Source organism: Micromonospora sp. NPDC049275, assembly GCF_043197115.1.
Classification (GTDB): Bacteria; Actinomycetota; Actinomycetes; order Mycobacteriales; family Micromonosporaceae; genus Micromonospora.
Map to the genome: position 1 here is coordinate 1 of NZ_JBICSN010000022.1, position 21,409 is coordinate 21,409.

Below are 21,409 nucleotides of genomic sequence, written 5' to 3' on the forward strand. Positions count from 1 at the left end.
GCCCCGGGTGGGGGTGCGCCCCCGGCGCCCGCCCCCCCCCCCCCCCCCCCGGCCCGCGCCGCCCCCGCCCCCCCCCCGGGGCGCGGGGGGGGGGGGGGGGGGGGGGGGGGGGCGCCCCCCCCCCCCCCCCCCCCACGGCTCTCAGACCGCGAGGCAGTTGGGCCGCACCGGGCCGTCGACCAGGGCGCCGCGCACGATTGTGTACGCGGTGCCGTCGAGCACCAGGCCGAGGTGGCCGACCACCCGCAGCGGGCAGTACGCCTGGATGAGGACGTTCGTCGCCCCGTCGTTGACCGCCGCGTTGCCGGTCGGGCGGACCAGCTCGTCCTGCAGCGTGCGGATGGTCGTGTAGCGCACCGACCCGGGGGTGTCGTCGCCGGCGTTGAGGTCGGCGAGGAAGCCGGAGCCGATGGTCATCTGCTGGCAGGCCACGATGCCGGCGCAGCTGCCGAGGCCGAGGAACGCCACGATGTTGGCGACGTAGGTGCCGTACTGGGGTGTGCCCAGGCTGACGTACCGGCCGATGCTGGCGGTGCCGCCCAGCCGCTTGAGGTAGTAGCGGCTGACCAGGCCGCCCTCGGAGTGGGCGACGAGGTCGACTGTCGCCGCGCCGGTGCTGGCGCGCACCTGCGCGACGTAACCGGCGAACGCGCGGGCCGAGGCGGGGATGTCACCGAGGCCCAGCCCCGGCAGCTGGTAGATGAAGGTCCGGTAGCCGTCGGCGCGCAACCGGGCGGCGATGGGTTCGTACGCCACGGCGACGCCGCTGAGGCCGCCGACCACGATGACCGGGTTGGCGGCGGTGACGGCCGCCGCGCTGACCGGTGCTGCGGGGGCGGCTGTCGAGGGGGCGGGTGTCGACGGGGCCGCCGTCGCGGCGCCGGCGGGCGCGAGCAGGGCGGCGGTGGCGAGGAACGCGACGAGGACGGTCTTTCGGAGCAGCATGGCCGCACCTCCGGGGGGAGGCGCCCGGCGTACCGGGCAGGTGGGTGGGGGTGTCCGGTCGACCGTGCGACGATCATCCCCGCAACAATTCAGAAACGTCAATCACTTGTTACGCACCGGTAACCCGTTGTGCCACCGACGGCGCAAACCGGCAAACCGGTCGCGCTCCACAGCGGACACCCACCGATGTCCGCGTACCCCCGTCCCGTGCCGGCCGATGGCATGCTGTGGCCGTGGCCGCCGACGAACCCTCCGAGCGCCAGTTGCGGGTGCTGCCGTGGTGGCTGGTCCTGGTCGGCCTGCTGCTCGCCGTCGCGCTGGGCTGGTTGGTGCTGGATCTGCTGCTCACCGAGGCCGACCGGGCCGTCGCGCCGGACACCCGGGCCACGCTGCGCATCGACGCGATCCGCACCGGCCTGACAGTGGTCGCCGGCACCGGCGGTGGACTGGCCCTGCTGCTGGCCGCCCGTCGGCAGTGGATCACCGAGCGCGCGCAGCGGCACCAGGAGAGCGTCGCCGTCCGCGACCAGGCACACCGGGACCGGGTGCAGGCGCACGCCGAGTCGGTGGCCGAGGCCGCGCAGCGCCAGCAGGACCGGCAGTCCGGCGCGGCCGAACACGACGCGGCCGAACGCCGGCTGACCGAGCTCTACACCCGGGCCGTCGAGCTGCTCGGCAGCGACAGCGCGGCGGTACGCCTCGGCGGGCTGCACGCTCTGGAACGCCTCGGGCAGGACAATGCGGCGCAACGGCCGACGATCGGGGCGGTGCTCTGCGCGTACCTGCGGATGCCGGCACCTGACGACGAGCCGCGCGAGACCGAGGTCCGGCGCACCGCGCAGCGGGTGCTGACCCGACACCTGCGCGCGGACGACCCCGCGTACTGGCCGGAGCTGACCCTCGACCTGGCCGGCGCGGCGCTTGTCGACTTCGACGCCAGCGGCTGCACGCTCGTCGACGCGAACTTCACGGCGACGGCGTTCACCGGTACGACCACCTTCGCGGGCGTGACAGCGCGGGGGCGTCTCCTGCTCGCGGCGGCGACCTTCGACGACGTGGTCTTCGAGGGCCTCGCGGCCGACGGCGAGGTCATGCTGGACGGCGTACGCGTCGGCGGCGCGGCCAGCTTCGACGGCGCCGCCTTCACCGACGGGCTGTCCTGCCGGCGGGCCGGCTTCGCCGGTCTGACGTCATTCCGCCGAGCGACCTTCGGCCAGCCGACAAGCTTCGACGCGACACGCTTCGAGGACGCCACCACGTTCCGGGAGGCCATCTTCGACGGCGCCCTGTCGATGGAGCACACCGAGTTCGGCCGGTCGGCCAACTTCCACTCCGTCCGCTTCGTCAACATGGCGCTGTTTCGCTGGACGATGTTCGGCGCGGAGGCGCTGTTCGACCGTGCCCGCTTCGCCGACGCCGCGAACTTCGGCCGGGCGCGGTTCCACAGCATGGCCAGCTTCCGCGACGCACGGTTCAGCCGTACGCCGCAGGTCGAGCAGGCCCGAGCCGTGCTCGACCCCGGCCACCGTTGGCCGCCGGGCACCGTCGTGGAACGACTCGACGACGAGTGGCTGCTCCTCGTCGACCGCTGACACGCTGGCGCCTGCTCAGCGAGCGGACGCGCTGAAGCCTGCTCAGCGAGCGGACGCGCGCAGCCCGTCCAGGGCCACGCCGAGCACCCGGTCCCGCTGCTCGGGTGCGGGGAACTGGGCCATCGTGAGGCCGCTGATCAGGCGCACCACGTCGTCGAAGCCGATGTCGTCGCGGACCACCCCGGCGGACTGGGCGCGGCGCATCAACGGCTCGCCGGCGGCGTAGATCTCCGTCCGGCAGCTGGCGAAGATCTCCGAGTCGTGCAGCAACTGCTCGGCGAGCGCCCGCTTCGTGGCGACGTACGCGACGAAGCGGTGCAGCCACGCGACCAGCGCGTCCCACGGGGGCAGCTCGGCCAGGTCGGCGGCGGAGCTGCTCAACGCGCGGACCTCCTCGACGTAGACGGCCTCGAACAGGTGCCGGCGGGTCGGGAAGTTGCGATAGAGGGTGCCGATGCCGACCCCGGCCCGGCGGGCCACATCCTCCAGGGAGGCGGCCGCGCCGTTCTCGGCGAAGGCGTCGCGCGCCGCGGCGACCAGCGCGTCGTAGTTACGCCGCGCGTCGGCCCGCTTGGGCCGCTGGGCGAAGACCTCGGGCATCTGCCCCGCGCTGGTCATGACGTGCGTCACCTCACCTTGGTTGCATCCGGAGGCACCCCTCCGCTAGCTTAGTGGAGGCACCCCTCCGGACATGCCGGAGGATAGCCTCCGGTTAGCTTACCTCGGGGTCCGCCCGATCCGCCTGGCCACCCGATCGCCCGGACCGACAGACCTGCCCGCCTCCGACGACGGGCGACAAACCTCCTTCCGTACCAATCAGGGAGTTTTCTCTCGTGTCAGTGACCTCCCGACGCAGCTCGCGTCGGCTCACCTTCACCGTGCTCGCGGCCGGCGCCGGGTTCTTCGCGATGCTCCAGTCGTTGATCACCCCGGTGCTGCCGACCATCCAGCAGGACCTGCACACCTCGCAGAACACCGTGACCTGGGTCCTGACCGCCTATCTGCTCTCCGCGTCGATCTTCACGCCGATCCTCGGACGGGTCGGCGACATGATCGGCAAGGAGCGGATGCTTGTCGTCTCGCTCGCCGCCCTCGCCCTCGGCTGCCTGGTGGCTGCCATCGCGCCGAACATCGGCGTGCTCATCGTCGCCCGGGTCATCCAGGGCATCGGCGGCGCGGTCTTCCCGCTGTCGTTCGGCATCATCCGCGACGAGTTCCCCGCCGCGCGGGTCTCCACCGCCGTGGCCAGCATCTCGGCGATCGTCGCCGTCGGCGGCGGCCTGGGCATCGTGCTGGCCGGCCCGATCGTCAGCACGTTGGACTACCGCTGGCTGTTCTGGATCCCCATGGTCGTGGTCGGGCTGACCGCCGTCGCCGCGTACCTGTTCGTGCCCGAGTCGCCGGTGCGTACCCCCGGTCGGATCGACTGGCGCGCGACAGTGCTGCTCTCCGGCTGGCTGGTCGCGCTGCTCCTGCCGATCAGCCAGGGCGCGGCCTGGGGCTGGACTTCGGCCCGGGTGCTCGGCCTGCTGGCGCTCGCCGTGGTGTTGCTGGTCGGTTGGCTCATCGCCGAGGTGCGCTCGACCAACCCGCTCATCGACATGCGGATGATGCGCCTGCCCGGCGTCTGGACCACCAACCTGGTCGCCCTGCTCTACGGCGCGTCGATGTTCTCCGTGTACGCGTTCCTTCCCCAGTTCGTGCAGACGCCGACCGCGGCCGGCTACGGCTTCGGCGCCAGCATCAGCCAGGCCGGTCTGCTCATGCTGCCGATGCTCGTCGCGATGTTCGTCGCCGGCATCATCGCCGGGCGGCTCCAGGCCGTGTTCAGCTCCAAGGCGCAGCTCGCCACCGGTGCCACGTTCAACGTGGCAGCCTCCGCGATGCTCGCCAGCGCGCACGACACCCGCTGGGAGGTCGCCGTCGCCGGTGGCCTGGTCGGTCTCGGCATCGGCCTGGCCTTCGCGTCGATGGCCAACCTGATCGTCGCCAGCGTGCCCGCCAGCCAGACCGGCGTGGCGACCGGCATGAACGCCAACATCCGTACCATCGGCGGCGCGATCGGCGCGGCCGTGGTCAGCGGCGTGATCACCGCCCACCCGCAGGCCAGCGGCCTGCCCCGGGAGGCCGGCTTCACGACGGGGTTTCTCGTCCTCACCGCGATCGCCCTCGCCGCCGCGCTCGCGGCCCTGGCCGTCCCGTCCGCCCGGCGGGCGTCGGCCGGTCGCCGGCCGTCCACCGCGACGATCGTCGAGTCCGAGCTAGCCGCCGAGTTCGCCACCATGCCCGCTACCCGCTGAGGTTTCGTGTCGCAGCCCGGGCGGTTCGCCGCCCGGGCTGCTCCATGTTCGGGAGTACGCTGGCCGCTTCCCCGTCCGTTCGTCGCCCTTCAGGATGCGCCCATGTCCGAACTGCTGACCGCCGACCGCATCGAAGAGATCGGCAAGCTGGGGCCCGAGAGCCCGGACCCGGCCGCGCTGGTCGCGGAGCTGGTGGGTGCCGTCGACGAGGGGCGGGTCGCCGACCCCGACGACACCGGTTTCGCGCTGCTGGTCGCCGCGGACATCCTCGAACAGGCGGGCGACCTGGCCGACGCCCTCGCGCTGGTCACCCGCGCCATCGCCGAACAGCCCGACGAGGACGCGTACGCCCGAGCGGTGCGCGGCGGCCTGCTGCTGCGCCTCGGCCGCTCCGACGAGGGCATGGCCGAGCTGACCGAGCTGCGTCCACTGCTGGAGACCGCCCCGGACGCCACGTACCTGATCGACGAGCTGGTCGAGTCCGGCCACACCGAGACGGCGTTGGAGTGGCTCACCGCCGCCCTGGACGCGATCCTGGAACGGACCCGGACCCAGCAGCACGAGTCCGAGGACGCGCAGGACGAGGCCGCCGCCATGATCTTCGGCCTCAGCCAGCAGCGGCACGACCTGCGCGAGGAGCTGGGCCTGCCGCACGACGAGTACGACAACCTCGCCGACCGGCTGCGCGCCGCGACCGATCACGCCCTCGACGCGCTCGACGACGGCCCCGCGACGCTGCTGTACTGGCCGCAGGCCGAGTTCGACGCGTTGCTGATGCGTTGGCCCGCGCTCGTCGACAGCTACCCGAAGACGTGGGACGAGCACCGTACCCAGATCGAACGCGCCCTCGTCGAGGCGTCCGGGCTGGGCGGCGGCGACCTGGGCGTCGTCGCCGGCACCGTCGCGGGCCTGGCGACCTTCGCCGGCGACGACCCCGTCGACGAGGAAACCCTCGACGAGTACGCCGACAGCCTCAGCGTCGACGAGGCGGGCCTCACGGCCTGGCCGCCGAGCCGCAACGACGCCTGCTGGTGCGGGTCGGGGGCGAAGTACAAGAAGTGCTGCCTGCCGCGCTCGCGCGACTGACCTGCCCCGGGCGGGTGCTGCCCTTGGTGTGCGCTGCGCGCCGTATACCTGTGAGTCATAACCGTGACTCACAGGTATAGCGTCCACTCGCGATCGCGTCCGCGATCGGCCGGGCTCGGTGACGGAGGCGATGGCGTGACCGCACAGGACCAGCACGAGACAATCGAGGACAGCCCGGTCGACTGGGTCGCCAAGCACATCCGGCGCTACGTGGAGTCCGACGGCGCCGACGGCGGGACCTTCTACGGAATCCCCTCGCTGCTGCTCACCACTCGCGGGCGCCGGTCGGGCACGCTGCGCCGCACCGCCCTCATGTACGGCCGCGACGGCGACAACTACCTGCTTGTCGCGTCCAACGGGGGCGCGGCGAAGCACCCCGCCTGGTATCTGAACCTGAGCGCCGACCCCGCAGTGGAGATCCAGGTCGGCGCGGAGCGGTTCGCCGGCCGGGCCCGGACCGCGACGGGCGAGGAGCGCGTCCGGCTGTGGCCGGTGATGACGAAGGTCTTCCCGACGTACGCCCGCTACCAGAAGGAGACCGATCGGGAGATCCCCGTCATCGTCATCGAGCGGACATCCCGCCCCTAGCCAGGGAAGCGGATGACCGGCAGGTCACCGCCGTCGCCGTACGCCTTGCCCTCGCTTGTCAGCACCGAGGCATCCTGCTCCAGGACAGCCATCACGGCGGCAGCGAGGTCGACCCGACCGGTAACCAACCGCCGGTAGGCCAACTCCTGCCAGTCCTCACCCCAGGTCGGCAGCACCGCGCAGGCGGGACGTTCGAGCAGTCGGTGCAGCACCGCACGGTCGGCCGCCGGGCGACCACTCCTGCTCGACCTGAGCGCGTTCGGCCCTGGCGCGAGCCTGCCCCTCGGCCGTCACGGTCATGCCCCGGCGGGCCAGCTCGGCGTCGAGATCCTCGGCGCGCATCCGTGCCCGGATCGTGTCGACCACGTACGCGCTGGCGTTGGGCTCACGCTCCAAGCGTCAGTTTCCCAGTGCGCGGACCTTGGCGATCGTCTCCTGGACGTGCTGCTTGGCCGGCTCGCCGCCCTGGGACGCCTGCGCCAGCGCCTGGCGGTACGCGTCGATCATGCCAACCAGTGGACCGGCGGCAACACCTTCCAGCGCGCCGGCGACGAGCGTTCGCGCCTCGGCCGCGTCCTGCGCTGCCGCTGCGGTTTTGGCCCTCGCCTCGTCGAGCTTCTGCGATGCCGCCGCCAACCTCGCGATGATCTGTGCTGCGCTCACTCGCGCCCTCCCCCTGGTCGACCATCGCCTCCACCACCGCACTGGTGGTGACCACAAGGGAGCGTACGAGATCCGCACACCCAGCGCGACCACACGATCGCCCAGTCGTGACCTCACTGGAAAGATCTTGGTACGAAACTGCCCCTGGAGGGGCGTTTTCGTACCAAGATCTCTGACGGCACTCGGGATCGCACGTGATCAGCGCTCGGCGACGAACACACCTACGCCACCGACACCCTCTACATCGGCGGGCGAAGCCGGACCACAAACCGTCGAGAGCTCTGGCACGCTGACGATCGTCACCGGAGCGACGACCGCTCGTGACGGATCGACATCCTCGCATCGACAGGGCGGGGAGAAGGGACGACGGGTGGAAGCGCTCAGCCGCACCCAGCGGTCACTCGACCATGATCAGGTGCAAGGCTTCGTCGACGCGTCCTTCGGCGCGGATCGCCGGGTGGTGGACTGCGGACCGATCCCGGGGGGCGGCTTCGCGACGGTGTGGCGGGTGACGCTGGACGACGGGCGCGAGGTCGTGCTGAAGGTGCCACCACCGCCGGACGCGCCGCTGCTGCGCTACGAGCGGGGCCTCGGCGGGGCGGAGGCCCGCTACTTCCGCCTCGTGGCCGCGCGCGCGCCGCAGGTGCCGGTGCCGCCGCTGCTGCACTACGGCAACGATCAGCAACAGGGCGAGTGGCTGTTCAGCGGCCTGCTGCCCGGGCGGTCGCTGACGGAGTGGTCGGACTCCGAGCAGCACCTCGACGACTCCCCGGCCCGACGCGACTTCGGCGCCGCGATCGCCGCCCTGCACACGGTGACCGGCGACCACTACGGCTACGACGGCGGCCGGGCGAGCGGCGTGACGTGGCGGGAGGCCTTCGCCGCCATGCTCGGCGACCTGCTCGCCGACGCGGTCGACTGGGAGGTGCGGCTGCCCGTCCCGGCCGCGCGGATCCGGGAGCTGACCGAGCGGTACGCCTGGGTGCTGGACCAGGTGCGCCGGCCGGCGCTGCTGCACTTCGACGGTTGGGACGGCAACGTGCTGGCCGAACCCGAACCCGAACCCGAACCCGCTGGCGCCCTGCGCCTGCGCGGGATCGTCGACGGTGAGCGGTATCTGTTCGGTGATCCGCTGATGGATCTCGTGTCGCCCCTGATCTATCGGCGGGTGGAGGACGACGCGGACCATCCTTTCCTACGCGGCTATCGCTCCGCCGCGGCCGAGCCGGTGGTCTTCGACGAGGCCACCCTGCGGCGGCTCAGCCTCTACCGTCTGCACCTGTATCTGTTGATGACCGTCGAGATGCCCAGCCGTGGGATCACCCGGGAAACTCGTCCGGACCGGTTCGAGCGGCTGGCCGACCTGCTGGATCATGAGCTGACCGAGCTGCGGCGTGCGAGTCCGTCGGCCATCGCAGGCGGTACCGGCTGACGTCCTCGGAGGCGGCCACACCTGCCTTCAGGAACATCGTCAGGACGGCGTCGCGCGCCCGCCGCTCGCGGGCGCCGGTCGGAAACTTCAGGCTGCCGGTACGACGGGCGAGGGCGGCGACCGCCGCCACCCGCGACTCCCGGAGCTGTTGAAAGCGCGCGAAGGCGTCGGTGAGGTCGTCGGCGCTGGCGAGGCAGCGGGCCAGGACCTGTGCGTCTTCGAGGGCCATGGAGCTGCTCTGCCCGTCGTGCGGCGGCATCGCGTGCGCCGCGTCGCCGACCAGGCAGATCCGGCCTCGGCTCCACCGCGCGGGCGGATCGAGATCGTGCACCGGCCACCGGATGACCGGGCCGGTGCTGGCGTCGATGATGCCGGGGATCGGCGGGTGGTCGGCGCCGTGCAGCGCGACGAGTCGCTGCCGCCACCGGTCCATCGGGTCGGCACGTGGCGCCGCCACGACATCCCCGTCCCCGCTGAGCATGCTCTGGAACCAGACCACCTCGCCGTCCGGCAGCGCCTGAAAGCCGAAGAACGCGTTGACGCCGAACGTCAGGCGCAGCACCGGCTCAGGTGCGATTCCGTCGACCCGGGGGGCCGAGCCGCCGCCGTCGAGGACGCCTGTGAACCGCGCCGACGGGTGGTCGGGGAACAGCGTCCGACGGGTGTGGGAGTGGACCCCGTCCGCACCGATCAACACCTCACCGCCGTGAGTCGATCCGTCGGCGAGGGTGGCGACGACCCCGTCCTGCCCGTCGTCGCGCAGCCCGACGACGCGCCCGCCCTCGACGACGCGGACGCCGGCCTCGCGGGCCGCCTCCCGCAGCACCTCGCCGAACCGGTCCCGGCGGATCAGCGTGCTCACCTGGTTGTTGCTGCCGATCTCCCGTCCCCGGTGGTCGTGGAAGGAGATGCGGTCGGTGGGCGTGCCGGCTTCATCGACCGCGGCGAGGAGCCCCAGCTCGCGCAGCACGGTACGGCCGTTGTCGGCGATGCTCAGGTGCGAGCCGAGTGGTCGCTCCCGCGCCGGGCGGGCCTCGAGAACCGTCACGCGCCAGCCGATCCGGCGCAGGAAGAGACCGACGGCGGTGCCGGCGATTCCCGCGCCGACGACCACGGCGTGCGCGGGACTGATCATTGTGGGCCAGCCGTCATCGGCGGTCCGAAAGGACCTGTCGCACCCATGTGCTCCCCCGTGTGGCGGGCGCTGTGGACACGTCCGCCGCCCCGACCGTAATCACCGCCGGGGCGGCGGTCAAGACAGCAAGATCCATCAATGTGAGGCTTGACACGGCCATTGACGGCCGGAATGCTGTGGGAGTCCTGCTAACCGAGGCGGGGCCACGTATTGGGGGATCGGTTCTTTTACTGCATTCGCCCGCGCGCGGCTCCATGGCCTGCACCGGAAGCTCATCCGCCACCGAATGCTCCGAATGGGACGGCCATCGTCCGTGTTCGCCGCAGGATGCCGCAGAATGCATCCGACGTTGGGCGTGGACAATTGCCGTACCAGCTCGGTCGATCGCTGGTCGGACTGCTGCCGTTGCATCCAACCGTCATCCGACGGCGGCGCGTCATGCACCCCTAAGCACGGCGCAGGGCCACGGCCTCACTTCCGACAACCGCAATTCTTCGGGAGGTGTCGTGATGAAGAACAACTCGGCCGGCTGACGCACACCAATTACCTTTCGTCCCGATGAGCGTGTGTCGCGTCGCGGCACACGCTCATCGGCGGCGCAGCCGTTCCCGCTCGGGAAGGAAGAGGTGTGGCCCCGGAAACGACCTATCCGATGACTCTCGGCCAACTATCGGTCTGGCGGGACATCGAAAGAATGCATCCGGAGAAGTGGTGGGAGGGCAACCTCTGCTTTTCCTGGTCGTTGCCGGAAAATGTGACCGCGGCGCAGGTCTGGCGTGCGGTCGGAGCGCTCGGCATGCGGCACGCGTCGCTGCGCACGACGTTCGACGTCGAGGACCCGACCGATCCGCGGCAACGCGTCGCTGTGGACTCCCCCGCCGACGTGGTCGCGGCGGTACGACAGCCCGACGGCGAGACGGGGATGTCCCGGATCGAGACCGAGGAGATCCAGCGTCCGTTCACGCTGACCACCGACCTGCCGTGGCGGGTGTGGCTGACCGAGAGCGACGGCCGACCCCGCGACCTGTTGGTCGTCATCCACCACATGGCGGCCGACGGTGCGGGCATCAACACCATGGAGCGGGACTTCTTCGCGCTGCTGGCCGGCGAGGCGCTGCCACCGGCGCCGCAGCCGGCCGACCTCGCGACGCGGCAACGGTCCGGCGAGATGGACGCCCGACTGCTCGCCGCCGAGTCCTACTGGCGCAAGGTGCTGTCGGGGGCACCCCGGCGGACCCCTCCCCCACCGGGGCCGGTGCTGCGGGCGACGATGCACACAGGCATCCCCGAGCCCATCCTCCGGCAGGCGGCGCGCGGCATCGGCGTCACCGTCGCGGGCGTCCTGCTCACCGCCTACTGCCGGGCGGTCATCCGGACCGGCACCACCGGCACGCCGGTTCTGCTCTACCCGATGTCGTCCAACCGCTTCGACCCGGCGGTCACGTCGCTCGTCACGTCCATGAACCAGTGGGTTCCGCTGCTGGCCGCACCGGCCCCGGACGAGTCGTTCGCGCACACCGCGCGCGCCCTGTACGTCCGGAACATGCGCGCCCTCAAGCACGGGGTCTACGACCCGGACGCGGTGGCGCGGATCCGCGAGGACGCCGAACGGGAGGGCGGCGCGCTCGACCCGGGATACCACTTCACGTTCCTCCTGCCCCCGATGGAGGTGCGGCCGCCGGAGGAGATCCAGGAATCGCGGATCGAGTGGCACGTGCCGATCCGCTCGACCGGGCCCGGCTTCTACCTGATGGCCAACGCCGACACGACGGTCCGGTTGACAGTCCGGGTGATCCGCGAGGGCTACCGCCGCGAGGAACTCGACGCTCTGCTCGTCGCCATGCGCGACGACCTGCTCGACCTCGTCGGCGCGAACGCGGAGGCCACCGCATGACCACTACCGCGCCGCCCACCACCGTCCCGGTCACGCCGAGCCTGTGGCGTCACCGGGACTTCATGACCCTGTGGACCGGGCAGACCCTCAGCGAGACCGGTTCCGCGGTGTCCACCCTCGCCGTCCCGCTCATCGCGGTGTCGGTGCTGAACGCGTCGACGTTCTCGGTGAGCCTGCTGCAGGCCGCCGGGATGGCGGCGTACCTGCTCGTGGCGCTGCCGGCCGGAGTCATCGTCGACCGGATGCGCAAGCGGCGGCTGATGGTGTTCTGCAACCTGGTGCGGGCCGCCGCGATGGCGACCATTCCGCTGGCGTTCTTCGCCGGTGAGCTCACCATGGCGCAGTTGTGGCTGGTGGCGGCGCTGTGCAGCGTCTGTTCCGTCTTCTTCGAGGTGGCCTACCAGTGCTACCTGCCGGCGGTGGTGCGCTCCGACCAGCTGCTGGACGCGAACGGCAAACTCAGCACCACGTACTCGGTGGCCCAGGTCGCGGGCATCGGGCTCGGCGGAGGACTGGTCGCGGTCTTCGGTGCGGCGCGGACGGTACTCATCGACGCCGCCTCGTTCGCGGTCAGCGCCGTCTCGCTGCTGCTGATCCGGCGCAAGGAGCCGGAGATCGCCGCACCGGAGGGCCCCCGGCCACGGCTGCGGGAGGAGATCTCCGCCGGTCTCGCCTTCGCCTTCCGGCATCCGGTGCTGCGGAAGATCGTCGCGGCCAGCGGCACCCTGAACGTCTTCAGCCAGGTGATCTACGCCCTCTCGGTCATCTACCTGGTCCGGGTCCTCAAACTGACGCCGGCCGAGGTGGCCGTGCAACTGGCGCTCGGCACGGCCGGCGGCATCGCCGGCGGGCTCGCCTCGGGCCGGCTGGCGCGACGGATCGGCACCGCCCGCATCATCTGGGTCTCCCTGCTCGGGCTCGGCTGGACGATGCTGCTGGTGCCGCTGGCCGAGCCCGGCTGGCGTGTCGCGTTCTACACCGTCGGCATGACCGGCTTCGCCGCGCTCTGCGCGATCTACAACGCGGCCCAGATCAGCTACCGGCAGCAGATGTGCCCGCCGGAACTGCTCGGCCGTCTCACCGCCGGGGTCCGCTGGATCGTGTGGGGCGCCCTGCCGATCGGGGCGGTCCTCGGTGGTGTGCTGGGCACCTGGCTCGGCGTCCGCGAGACCCTGGTGATCGCCGCCCTCGGCGTCTGGGCCTCCGGACTGTGGGTCTACTTCTCCCCGCTGCGCACAATGCGGGACTTCACGCCCGTCCCCGAGCCGGCCGGCCAGCCCTGACTCAAAAGGCGCGGGGCGTCAGCGCCGCCCACGTCCGGGCCACCCCGGTCCGCAGGTCGGTGCCGGGACGCCAGCCCAGCAGCGCCGACGCACGCCGGACGTCGAGCCAGATGTCGCGCCGGTCGAAGGCTCGACGAGCCGCGTACCGCACGGTCAACGGCCGGCCGACGGTCGCCGTCACCACCTCCAGCAGCTCGGCGAGGGAGGTGGGCCGGCCGGCGCCCACGTTGAGCACCGCGCCGTCGAGCCCTTCCAGGGTGTCGCGGTCGAGGTGCCGGTCCCACACCGCCAGCAGGGCGGCCACGACGTCGTCGACGTAGACGTAGTCGCGGCGGGTCGCCGGATCGCCGAACACCTGCAACGGCCGGTGCGCGGCCGCTGCCTCCAACCAGTGCGACACCACACCGAGCCCACCCTCGGCGCGCTGGCCGGGCCCGTACACGTTTGACGGCCGCAGCACGACCGGCCGGAGATGGTCGGCGGCCTCGCGCAGGGCCTGCTCCTGGGCCACCTTCGCCCGGCCGTAGACGCTGTCGGGGCCGAGTGGGCCGGTCTCGTCCACCGGCGGCGGCACATCCGGCCGGTACGCCGTCCCGCCGGATCCCAGCAGGACGACCGTGGGACGACGGGCGCCCAGCTTGCACGCCTCCAGCGCGGCGGCGAGGGCACGCTGGTCCAGTTCGGCGAGTTCGGGCTGGCTCACCGCCCGCTTCGGCGTAACCGTGCCGGCAGCCCAGAAGACCAGGTCCGCGCGCCTGATCGTGTCGGCGTACCGGTGCTCCTCGGCGGCGTTGCGGGGTCGGGTCACCCGGTGCGGAGGCCGGCGGCGGCGGTCGAGCGCACGGCACAGACTCGCGCCGATGAACCCGTCCGACCCGACGACCACCGTGACCGGGGCCGGCGCCGCGGTCATCTCCCGACCTCGGTCCGGGCGGCGAGGGCCGCCAGTTCGGCGGCGTAGTCGGCGGTCCCCTCGCGGGCGGCCAGCAGGTTGCGGTGCAGGGTCTCCAGCAGGGCGAGGGAGTATCCGCTCTCGCGCCATGCGTCCTCGGTGACGCCGTAGCCCAACCGACGCCACAGGTCGGCGTTCACCTGCTCGTGCGCGCCGAAGGGTGCCAGCAGCACGATCGGCGTGGCCGACCACAGCGAGTCGATGAGGGTGCCCCCGCCGGTCTTGCAGAGCATCGCGACGCGGTGCCGGGCGAGATCGAACGAGTCGTGGTGCGCCCGACCCCTGCGGTATCGCACCGTGCCGTCGGGACGGATCTCCCCGAACGGCGGGAAGTCGCCGTCCTGCCACGCCTCCCACTCCGGATCGATCATGTACGCCCGGCAGCCGGGGGGCAGGCCGGACACGTCGGCCGGGTCGTGGGTCACCACGTCGACAAGCAGCCCCGCACGGGCGAGATCCACCGCGCGGTCCCGGTAGGTGCCCAACCCCCAGCCGCCGCCGTGCGCCAGCAGGCGTTGTTCGCGTTCGTGCCACGGCACCGGGTCCTCGTCGCCGACGCGGATGCTCGTCGGCGCGGTGCCCCGCTCGGCGTCGAACATCCACACGTGCCGGAAGCGCTCGGTGCGTGCCCGGAAGAGGTTGAAGGAGGCGGTCGGCGCGGCGTCGAGGTGGCAGATGTCGACCCGGGGCGTCCGGGACGCGAGCGCCTCGTACCGTTCGACGACGGGCACCCAGAAGCCGGAGAAGAGCACCACCTGGTCGACGTCGGCGGCCCGCCATCCGCGCAGGAGGTCATCGACAGCGGCGCCGTCGAGCGCCGGCATCTGGTCCCGCACCATCCGCTGGGCGGTGACCGCGAGCTTGAAGTTTCCGCGGAAGGCCCGCTTGGCGGCCCTCAGCCTGTCGAGCTCGTCGGGTCGCAGCAGCCGCTCGAACACCTCCACGCGCACCTCGATCCCGAGGGCCCGCAGCCGGCCCGCCAGGATGAGGGCCGGTACGTGGGTGCCGAGCGTGGCACCCGACGTCAGCAGCACAATCGCCATCGTTGCTCCGATCGTCGGGAGTCAGGAGACGAGACTCGCTGCGCCGCCCGTCGCGGCGCGCACGTCGCTCACCTGTGCTTCGAGGGCGATCCGACAGGCGTCGTCCGGGGCGAACACCGCGAGGAAGAGCCGGCCACGGGGCGGGGTGAGCGTCCCCGAGGCCAGCGGCAGCACCCCGGGGTCGGTGCCCCGGAACAGCAGCTTCGCGTCGTCGAGCGCCGACACCAGCCGGGCCACCGTGTCGCCCGGGCGCACAGGTGTCGGGCGGCAGCGCAGCCAGGAACGCAGGCCGACCGCCCGGGCCCGTCGGTCGAGGTGCAGGTTCAGCAGGCCCATCGATCGCCGGGCGTTCACCTCCAGCACCGGCACGACTATGCCGTCGTGCAGCCGCAACCCGTCGACGCAGACGGGACCGCGGTAGCCCTCCGCCGCGAGCGCCGTCCCGACCCGCGTGATCGCCTCCCGATGCGCGGACGTGTCGAGGCTCGCGTGCTGATCCGCGGGGAGCGGACCGGAACCGCGGTAGGCGAACTCGGCATTGTCGACGTGCTGCACGCCCCACCACCGCACCACGCCGCCCGGGTCGACCTCGACGTGCGTGGAAAAGCTGGACGCCTCCTCGAAGAGGGGCTGCACCAGCAGTTCCACCCGAGCCCCCCGCGCGACCTGCCGCTCCAGGTGCCGGACGACCGTGTCCAGCATCCGAGGGGTGGTGACCCGCAGGGCGCCCCGGCCGGCGACCCCGTACGGGTCCTTGAGCACGACGTCGCCCTGCGCGTCCCGCACCAGCCGCCGCACCTGTGCGGGCGTGGTGGCCAGGACGGCGCCGCCGGGCAGGCCGGCGTCCCGGACCAGGTCGTTCGACCAGACCTTGGAGTTGACGCGGGCGACGACCTCGACGGCGGGGACCACGGCACGGAGGCCGAGCCGGCGCACCGCCACGGAGGTGTCCGGTCGGACGGCGTAGAACGCCGCGGCCCACCCGGACACCGCCGGAAGGGACGTGCCGCCGGCCGCGGCCAGCCGTTCCTCCACCGTGGAGTCCGGGTGGCCGGGCACGGCGGCGACCCGTGGCGCGATGCCGGCGACCGCCAGCGCCTCGACCAGGGCCTCGTCCATCGGCTCGGCGGTGAGCAGCAGATCGCCCGGAGCGCACCCGACCGCCAGCAGCTCGTCCATGCCGCGACGTCCCCGACTGCCACCCGCCGTCGGGGCGGCAGGCAGCCCGGCGAGATCCTCCGGCCGCCACACCGCCTCCGCGTCGAACGAGCCGAAGTGAACGGTCCCGCTCACCTCACCGACCATCGCCGTCGAGGGCGAAGTGGCAGAACGCCTTCACCGACTCCAGGTGGATGGTGTCCAGCGACTCGAAGTCGATCTCGATGTCGAACTCCTCCTCGACGGCGAGCAGGAACGTGATCATGTGCAGCGAGTCGATTCCGAGGTCGAGCAGCAGATTCGTGTCCGCCGTCACCTCCTGGGCCAGCGCCGGATCCTCCAGAACCCGCGCGAGCAGGGCCGCCATGCGGGTGATGACCTCTGCCATGCGTTCACTCCCCGCTCAGGTAGAGAAGGATGCACTTCGAGCACACAGGCATGAGCCCGCTGTCGCGCAGGATGCCGCGGACCCGGGTGAAGCGTTCGCTCTGCCAGATGTCCTGCATGGGCTGCTCGCTCAGGTCGCCGATGACGAACTCGGGGAAGAACTTGCACGAGCTGACCCGGCCGTCCGCGTGGATCTCGATCCGGTTGGACACCGCCAGGCAGCGGCTGCGCCGCTGGGCGGGACGGGAGGTGCCGCGGATGAAGTCGTCGATCTCGTCCTCTTCGACCTGCGGCTGGTAACGCACCCGCAGATCCCACACCCGGCTCGCCAGTCGCGCCATCGACTCCTTCAGCACCGGCAGGTACTGCTCGGGCAGCGCGTAGGTGTACGAGTGCCACGTCGGCTTGTCGCCCGGCTCCGGCGGGTTGAGCCAGGAGAACGACTCCGCGTAGAGCCGGTCCATCGCCGACGCCGTCTCGGGGCTGATGTACCAGGGCAGCAGCCAGTAGACCGAGTTGAAGCCGGTCTGCTCGGCCCACTCGGTGAACTCGTACATGCGGCCGACCATGTCCTCGCTGACCATGCACGCGACGGACAACTCGCCCTGGTACGCGCCGCGCCGTTGGAGGTCGAGCATCGCCTCGACGTTGCGCATGGTGCGCCGGAACGATCCCTTGCCCCGCAGCGCCTCGTGCTCCGGTTCGAAGCCGTCGAGGCTGACCAGCAGGTTGAGTCGCGGTCCGATGGTCAGCAGGTGTTCCGCGTTGCGCTCCATCAACAGGCCGTTCGTGCACATGTTGACGACGCGCGGCACGGCGCCGAGCAGCTTCGCGATCTCTCCGAACCGGGAGTGCATCAGCGGCTCGCCGCCCCACAGGAAGACCTTCGCCTGCTCGGGGGCGGTCGTCTCCAACACGTCGCGGACGACGTCGAGGTCGAGTTCGGAACGCCTGCGCTTGCTGTCGTAGTTGTGGAAGAAGCCCTGCTCGTTCCACTGGAAGCAGTGGTGGCACCGCAGATTGCACCGGTAGGTCAGCTGCATGCTGACCTCCTGTGGCAACGCGGTCGCGTAGAGGGGGTCCGCCGCCAGATTACGGCGCGTCGCCGACCGGATCGCCACCGTCCGGCGCAGATCGTGCAACTCACCGGACGTGAAGACCTTGTTGGTACGTGGGTAGGACATGCAGGCTCCCCGCTCGTCTGCCACGAAGCGAATCGTGATGGTTCGGGGGCCGAACGCATCCCTACATGCGCACGAACCCCCGCTATCACTGGGGAACCGGCGGCGGTCGTCCGACGTGGATGTGAGTGTCCTGCTCACCCCGCCACGGGTCGTTCACCACACTGACACACGAGGTGTTCGTCGTAAACCCCTCAGCGCAGGGCGCGGAACAGCAGCAGATAGGCGCAGTAGCCCAGCGGCACCAGCAGGAAGCAGATCAGGAACCCGAGCGGCAGGTAGCGGGGTGGGGTGCCGGCGACCATGGCGGGCCTCCCCCACCGGCCCAGCACCAGGTATCCCCCGAAGAACGCCAGCGCCGGCAGCCCCGCACAGATCCACGCACCGAGGGTGAAGCCATCCACCAGACCGACCCCGGAGGCGAGCACCAGGGTCAGCATGAGCACCCCCGCCGCCGCACCGCACGCGGCGTAGACGGCGACCGCCCGTGCCAGCGCGGACCACGTCGGCAGCAGCGCCGGCCGTTGGGCCAGCACCTCGGCCTGCTGCCCGTGCCGGTCCGCCTCGTCGGCCATCCGCCGGGCCAGCTCCAGCTCCACCACCGGGTCGACCACGGCCGCCCGTTGCGCCGGCACCCCGGCGCCCGTCGGGGTCACCGCCGTCGGCAGCGCCAGCCGCGCCTGCACCCCCGGCAGCTCGGGGTACGCCCCGACACCCGCCCGCCCCGGCACGCCGGCTGCGCCGGCGGAGCCGCCGTCCCCCGATCCGGGTGCGGTTTCCGAGCCGGACCCCGCCGGCGGACCAGGCCAAGCGGCAGGGTCACCGGCCGACCCGGTCGCCGCCGGCGAGCCCGACCCCACGGGTGGGACGCCCGGCCTCGCTCCCGACGCGTCGTTGCCCGGTGCGGCAGTCGGACCGGCGGGTGGCTGGTCGATGCCTGTCGCGCGGCCGAGCTGGTCGAGGCGGTGGCCCTGGGCGGTCAGCCGCTGGTGCAGGTAGTCGGCGGCGGCGTGCAGGTCACGGCGGCGCTCGGACTCGGCCGCGGCGTCCCGCTCGCCGGCACGGCGGTGCTCGGCGAGCTGTCGGGCCAGCGCCGCGTACTCCTCGAAGGACACCGTCACCGCTCCCCGTACGACTCGTGCCCGTCGCGGGCGAACGGCACGATCAGCCTCGTGCGCTGGTCGTGCCTGTCGACAAGCAGCGCCCGGTCGGCGCGCGGCGTGTAGGCCAGGTCGTGCACCCCGAGGTGCAGGGCCAGCTCGGCGCCGGGCACGTTGAGCGCGACGAGGCAGGCGACGTCGTCGCGGTTCTGGGTGCCGCCGAGGTCGTCGGAGAGCCGTCGCAGGCCCCGCCACCAGCCGAGCAGGTGCACGCCCTGGGCGGGACCCTGGCGCAGCAGCGTACGCAGGTCGTCCAGACCGGAGCGGAACGTGACCGGGTCGGCCGCGCCGAGGACTCCGGCAGCGGCGTCCATCCCGAACACCACCAGGTATTCGCGGCCGGCCGGTTCGGCGGCCAGCGTGACGATCCGGTCACGCAGGCCGGCCGCGTCGAGGCGGTGCACCGGGTGACCGGCGGCCCGTAGCGCGGCCTCGGTCTCGGCCGCGATGGGGTCGGCGGCGGTGACCACGGAGGCCACCTGGAACCGGGCGTCGCCCGGGGTGTGTTGGCGGGCCAGGCTCAGCGCCGCGGCGCGCAGCACGTCCGCGCCGGCCGGTGCGGTGCCCACCACGGCGAGGTGCCGGCCGGGAGTGGAGTCCATCAGGAACAGGGCGGTGGTGCCGTGCACGTCGACTGTCCGGCCGACAAGCGCCATGGGGCGGCGGCCACCGGGGCGCAGCCCGGCGAACGTGGGATCGTCCTCGACGCGCGCCGCCTCGTACCCCTTGAAGACCGCCGGGGCCCGCGAGCCCGGCGGGCGGGCCTGCCACAGCTCGTGGCGCAGCGCGGCGAGGTCAGCGGCGGCGGCGTGCGCGTCGGGGAAGCGCAGCACGGTGTCGGCGCCGACCGCCCCGGCGGCCGTGTTGATCACGGCGGAGCCGATCGGCAGGGCCGCGGCTGCGTCGTTGAGCTGGTCGAGGACCCCGCCGCCGCCGGGCAGTGCCACCCGCAGCGCGAACTGCCCGAAGATCGCCTCGGCTCGACCGTAGAGCGCCTCGATGCCTGTCATGCTCTGACTCGCCAGCACCAGGTGGATGCCGTAGGAGCGGCCCTTGCGGGCCAATTCCTCCAGCAGGTCCACGGATTCGCGGGCCAGGGCGTCGTTGCCGGCGAGCAGCACGTGGAACTCGTCGATGACTGCCACGATGCGCGGCAGCGGACTGTCGCGTGGCAGGTCGGCGAGCTTGGTGACGCCGTGCCGCTTCAGTGCGGTGGCCCGACGCTGTGCCTCCCGGCGCAGCTCGCGCAGCACCGCGAGGCCGTACTCGCGATCGGATTCGATGCCGACGGCACGGGCGTGCGGCAGCCAGGACGGGTCACGGCCGGTGGGCACGAACTCGGTGAAGCTCACGCCCTCCTTGAAGTCGAGCAGGTAGAGCTGCAACTCGGCAGGCGAGTAGCGCGCGGCCAGCCCGTAGAGGACGTCGAGGAGGAAGACCGTCTTGCCGGCGCCGGTGCGCCCGCCGACCAGCCAGTGCGGGGTTGCGTCATCGAAGGCGACGGTAAGCGGCGCGGTGCCGGCCCGGCCGACGACGGTACGCAGGCCGTTCGCCGCGGACTCGGCCCAGCGCCGCTCGGGCATCAGCTCGGCGAAGGGCAGCGCGTCGGCGCGGCGGGCGGCGGCGCCGAGGTGCTCGGCCAGCGCGCGGACCGAGGCCGGCGGCGGATCGCCGTCGAGCAGCACGGGTGCGGCGAGGCCGCTGCCGTCGGCGCTGAACGGGGCGCCGGGCGGGTCGCCGACGTGCGCGTACCCCTCGCTGAGCCGGATGGCGGTGGTGCTGCCCAGCGGCGGCGACATCTCGCCGGGCAGCCGCGACGGATGGCCGGCGAGGAGCACGCAGACGGCGGCGGCCGGGCCGGCGTGGGTGAGCGCGGCGAGCCGGGCCAGCTCGCGCGGCGGCGGAGCGGCGGTGGCGACCACCAGCAGCAACTGCCGGGTGGAGGGCTCGGCGTGCTGGGCCTCGCGGGCGTGCCGTTCGGCGGCGGCCAGCAGGGCGGCCACCTCGGATTCGCCGGTCGCCGGCGCTTCGAGCACCCCGGCGTCGAGCAGCGGGCGCAGCGGGCCGAACGTGGCGCCCAGCGCGGCGGTGTCGATGCCGGTGACCCGCACCCGACCGGGTGGCGCGGTGGCGACCAGCCGGAGCACCAGCGCGCGCAGCAGCGCGGCGACCCGCCCGTCCCGGGCGTCGGTGTCCAGGGCCAGGTGGTGGCCGCCGCCGAGCGGCAGCAGCACCGGGAAGCCACCGTCCGGGGTGGACGCCTCACCGATCCGCACCGCGGCGGGCGCGTCGGTGAGCGCGGTGGCGCCGGGGGTCGGGGTGGCCAGCGCGCCGCCGAGACGCGCGAGTCGGGCGACGAGGTCGCCCCCGCCGGCCTGCGGCCTCGGAGCCGGCGCCACGCCGAGCACGCCCCGGGCGGCCTCCAGGTGCGCGCGGGCCGACCGATGGGCGGTGACCGCCTGCCCGTACGCCGACGCGAGCCTGCCCACGCTCTGCCTCCCACGCCACGGCCGTCCGGTTCGCCGAAACCCTAACGGACAGCTGTCACACCGGGACAGTAGCGACCCACTCTTTCGCGACGGCGACGCCGTGACCCATCCGCGGCGACGA

Annotated in this window: 18 protein-coding genes and 1 pseudogene; 7 read left to right on the forward strand and 12 right to left on the reverse strand. The window is 72.5% G+C overall.

Annotation, left to right across the window (positions count from 1 at the left end):
- Positions 1-141: 141 nt before the first annotated feature.
- Entirely contained in the window at positions 142-945 is an 804-nt protein-coding gene (locus ACGFIE_RS32440; protein ID WP_393302077.1) for an esterase/lipase family protein, read from the reverse strand.
- A 233-nt stretch (positions 946-1,178) separates the two neighbouring features.
- Here ACGFIE_RS32440 and ACGFIE_RS32445 point away from each other — a divergent pair, with 233 nt between their 5' ends.
- Complete coding sequence (locus tag ACGFIE_RS32445; protein WP_393302080.1) at positions 1,179-2,537, forward strand: pentapeptide repeat-containing protein; 1,359 nt, start codon at positions 1,179-1,181, stop codon at positions 2,535-2,537.
- Positions 2,538-2,579: 42 nt separating this feature from the next.
- Here ACGFIE_RS32445 and ACGFIE_RS32450 read toward each other — a convergent pair whose 3' ends face one another.
- On the reverse strand, positions 2,580-3,155 hold the full coding sequence (locus tag ACGFIE_RS32450) for a TetR/AcrR family transcriptional regulator (protein ID WP_393302083.1): 576 nt from the start codon (positions 3,153-3,155) through the stop codon (positions 2,580-2,582).
- A gap of 215 nt (positions 3,156-3,370) precedes the next feature.
- Between ACGFIE_RS32450 and ACGFIE_RS32455 the strand changes: the two genes are divergently transcribed.
- The 3 genes from ACGFIE_RS32455 (at position 3,371) to ACGFIE_RS32465 (ending at position 6,511) form a co-directional block, all read left to right on the forward strand.
- Complete coding sequence (locus ACGFIE_RS32455; RefSeq protein ID WP_393302085.1) at positions 3,371-4,837, forward strand: MFS transporter; 1,467 nt, start codon at positions 3,371-3,373, stop codon at positions 4,835-4,837.
- Positions 4,838-4,939: 102 nt separating this feature from the next.
- On the forward strand, positions 4,940-5,923 hold the full coding sequence (locus ACGFIE_RS32460) for an SEC-C domain-containing protein (protein WP_393302088.1): 984 nt from the start codon (positions 4,940-4,942) through the stop codon (positions 5,921-5,923).
- Positions 5,924-6,058: 135 nt separating this feature from the next.
- Entirely contained in the window at positions 6,059-6,511 is a 453-nt protein-coding gene (locus ACGFIE_RS32465) for a nitroreductase family deazaflavin-dependent oxidoreductase (RefSeq protein WP_393302090.1), read from the forward strand.
- Here the strand turns inward: ACGFIE_RS32465 and ACGFIE_RS32470 are convergent.
- Both ACGFIE_RS32470 and ACGFIE_RS32475 read right to left on the reverse strand, forming a co-directional pair.
- Positions 6,508-6,729 (reverse strand): annotated as a pseudogene (locus tag ACGFIE_RS32470) (hypothetical protein); the annotation flags it as partial. The gene ACGFIE_RS32465 and the pseudogene ACGFIE_RS32470 sit on opposite strands and share 4 nt — an antisense overlap.
- 181 nt (positions 6,730-6,910) lie before the next feature.
- Complete coding sequence (locus ACGFIE_RS32475; RefSeq protein WP_393302093.1) at positions 6,911-7,174, reverse strand: DUF6244 family protein; 264 nt, start codon at positions 7,172-7,174, stop codon at positions 6,911-6,913.
- Between the two features lie 370 nt (positions 7,175-7,544).
- Between ACGFIE_RS32475 and ACGFIE_RS32480 the strand changes: the two genes are divergently transcribed.
- The gene (locus ACGFIE_RS32480; protein ID WP_393302096.1) at positions 7,545-8,606 is read left to right on the forward strand and encodes a phosphotransferase family protein; all 1,062 of its coding nucleotides are present in this window, start codon (positions 7,545-7,547) and stop codon (positions 8,604-8,606) included.
- On the opposite strand, the gene ACGFIE_RS32485 is transcribed toward ACGFIE_RS32480, so the two are convergent.
- Complete coding sequence (locus ACGFIE_RS32485) at positions 8,494-9,741, reverse strand: FAD-dependent monooxygenase (protein WP_363688733.1); 1,248 nt, start codon at positions 9,739-9,741, stop codon at positions 8,494-8,496. The two genes, ACGFIE_RS32480 and ACGFIE_RS32485, sit on opposite strands and share 113 nt — an antisense overlap.
- A 694-nt stretch (positions 9,742-10,435) precedes the next feature.
- Here ACGFIE_RS32485 and ACGFIE_RS32490 point away from each other — a divergent pair.
- Positions 10,436-11,635: a condensation domain-containing protein gene (locus ACGFIE_RS32490; protein WP_393302099.1), complete on the forward strand. Its 1,200-nt coding sequence runs from the start codon at positions 10,436-10,438 to the stop codon at positions 11,633-11,635.
- The gene (locus ACGFIE_RS32495; RefSeq protein WP_363688729.1) at positions 11,632-12,918 is read left to right on the forward strand and encodes an MFS transporter; all 1,287 of its coding nucleotides are present in this window, start codon (positions 11,632-11,634) and stop codon (positions 12,916-12,918) included. Before ACGFIE_RS32490 ends, ACGFIE_RS32495 begins: the two co-directional genes overlap by 4 nt.
- 1 nt (position 12,919) lies before the next feature.
- On the opposite strand, the gene ACGFIE_RS32500 is transcribed toward ACGFIE_RS32495, so the two are convergent.
- The 7 genes from ACGFIE_RS32500 to ACGFIE_RS32530 all read right to left on the reverse strand — a co-directional run bounded on the left by ACGFIE_RS32500 (position 12,920) and on the right by ACGFIE_RS32530 (position 21,288).
- The gene (locus ACGFIE_RS32500) at positions 12,920-13,831 is read right to left on the reverse strand and encodes an NAD-dependent epimerase/dehydratase family protein (protein ID WP_393302102.1); all 912 of its coding nucleotides are present in this window, start codon (positions 13,829-13,831) and stop codon (positions 12,920-12,922) included.
- Entirely contained in the window at positions 13,828-14,913 is a 1,086-nt protein-coding gene (locus tag ACGFIE_RS32505; RefSeq protein ID WP_363688725.1) for a hypothetical protein, read from the reverse strand. The genes ACGFIE_RS32500 and ACGFIE_RS32505 overlap by 4 nt, the downstream gene beginning before the upstream one ends.
- A gap of 21 nt (positions 14,914-14,934) precedes the next feature.
- Positions 14,935-16,206, reverse strand: a complete 1,272-nt coding sequence (locus ACGFIE_RS32510) for a hypothetical protein (RefSeq protein ID WP_393302105.1) — start codon at positions 16,204-16,206, stop codon at positions 14,935-14,937.
- 1 nt (position 16,207) lies between these two features.
- Positions 16,208-16,459: a phosphopantetheine-binding protein gene (locus tag ACGFIE_RS32515; protein WP_363688721.1), complete on the reverse strand. Its 252-nt coding sequence runs from the start codon at positions 16,457-16,459 to the stop codon at positions 16,208-16,210.
- Positions 16,460-16,463: 4 nt separating this feature from the next.
- A complete protein-coding gene (locus ACGFIE_RS32520) occupies positions 16,464-17,642 on the reverse strand; it encodes a radical SAM/SPASM domain-containing protein (RefSeq protein WP_393302108.1) in 1,179 nt (392 codons plus the stop codon).
- Between the two features lie 191 nt (positions 17,643-17,833).
- Complete coding sequence (locus ACGFIE_RS32525) at positions 17,834-18,754, reverse strand: hypothetical protein (RefSeq protein WP_393302110.1); 921 nt, start codon at positions 18,752-18,754, stop codon at positions 17,834-17,836.
- Positions 18,755-18,756: 2 nt separating this feature from the next.
- The gene (locus ACGFIE_RS32530; RefSeq protein WP_393302113.1) at positions 18,757-21,288 is read right to left on the reverse strand and encodes an FtsK/SpoIIIE domain-containing protein; all 2,532 of its coding nucleotides are present in this window, start codon (positions 21,286-21,288) and stop codon (positions 18,757-18,759) included.
- Positions 21,289-21,409: the final 121 nt, after the last annotated feature.

What these genes read in the sequence shown, in the direction of transcription:
- ACGFIE_RS32440 (WP_393302077.1), bottom strand. Translation starts at nt 945, where the DNA reads ATGCTGCTCCGAAAGACCGTCCTCGTCGCGTTCCTCGCCACCGCCGCC.
- ACGFIE_RS32450 (WP_393302083.1), bottom strand. Translation starts at nt 3,155, where the DNA reads ATGACCAGCGCGGGGCAGATGCCCGAGGTCTTCGCCCAGCGGCCCAAG.
- ACGFIE_RS32460 (WP_393302088.1), top strand. Translation starts at nt 4,940, where the DNA reads ATGTCCGAACTGCTGACCGCCGACCGCATCGAAGAGATCGGCAAGCTG.
- ACGFIE_RS32485 (WP_363688733.1), bottom strand. Translation starts at nt 9,741, where the DNA reads ATGATCAGTCCCGCGCACGCCGTGGTCGTCGGCGCGGGAATCGCCGGC.
- ACGFIE_RS32490 (WP_393302099.1), top strand. Translation starts at nt 10,436, where the DNA reads ATGCATCCGGAGAAGTGGTGGGAGGGCAACCTCTGCTTTTCCTGGTCG.
- ACGFIE_RS32495 (WP_363688729.1), top strand. Translation starts at nt 11,632, where the DNA reads ATGACCACTACCGCGCCGCCCACCACCGTCCCGGTCACGCCGAGCCTG.
- ACGFIE_RS32500 (WP_393302102.1), bottom strand. Translation starts at nt 13,831, where the DNA reads ATGACCGCGGCGCCGGCCCCGGTCACGGTGGTCGTCGGGTCGGACGGG.
- ACGFIE_RS32505 (WP_363688725.1), bottom strand. Translation starts at nt 14,913, where the DNA reads ATGGCGATTGTGCTGCTGACGTCGGGTGCCACGCTCGGCACCCACGTA.
- ACGFIE_RS32515 (WP_363688721.1), bottom strand. Translation starts at nt 16,459, where the DNA reads ATGGCAGAGGTCATCACCCGCATGGCGGCCCTGCTCGCGCGGGTTCTG.
- ACGFIE_RS32520 (WP_393302108.1), bottom strand. Translation starts at nt 17,642, where the DNA reads ATGTCCTACCCACGTACCAACAAGGTCTTCACGTCCGGTGAGTTGCAC.